The organism is Mesorhizobium sp. M00.F.Ca.ET.216.01.1.1, from assembly GCF_004010325.2.
Lineage (GTDB): Bacteria > Pseudomonadota > Alphaproteobacteria > Rhizobiales > Rhizobiaceae > Mesorhizobium.
The window spans coordinates 1-282 of record NZ_SADR02000586.1; the positions used below are offsets into that span (position 1 = coordinate 1).

Consider the following 282-nt stretch of genomic DNA (forward strand, 5'->3'; position numbering starts at 1 on the left):
GGTGCGCGCCTTCACCTCGGCGACCAGCGCGGCGATGCCGGCTTCGCTGGAAACATCGCCGGCAAACCCTTCGGCCCGGCCTGAGCCGCCGAGGGCGTTCAATTCGCCGGCGACCCGGATACAGTCCTCGCCCTTGCGCGAGGCGATCATCACGGTAGCGCCGGCCCGGACCAGCCCTGTCGCCACCATGCGGCCGATGCCGGTCGCTGCGCCCGTCACCAGCGCGGTCTTGCCGGCGACCGAGAACAGCTCGTCAAGATAGCTCATGGCATTTCCTCCCGT

General features: G+C 69.5%; 1 protein-coding gene. It reads right to left on the reverse strand.

Annotated features, from left to right (window positions below):
- The coding region (locus tag EN859_RS37540) for an SDR family NAD(P)-dependent oxidoreductase (protein ID WP_135913767.1) at window positions 1-267 on the reverse strand (267 nt) is incomplete at its 3' end.
- Window positions 268-282 lie beyond the last annotated feature (15 nt).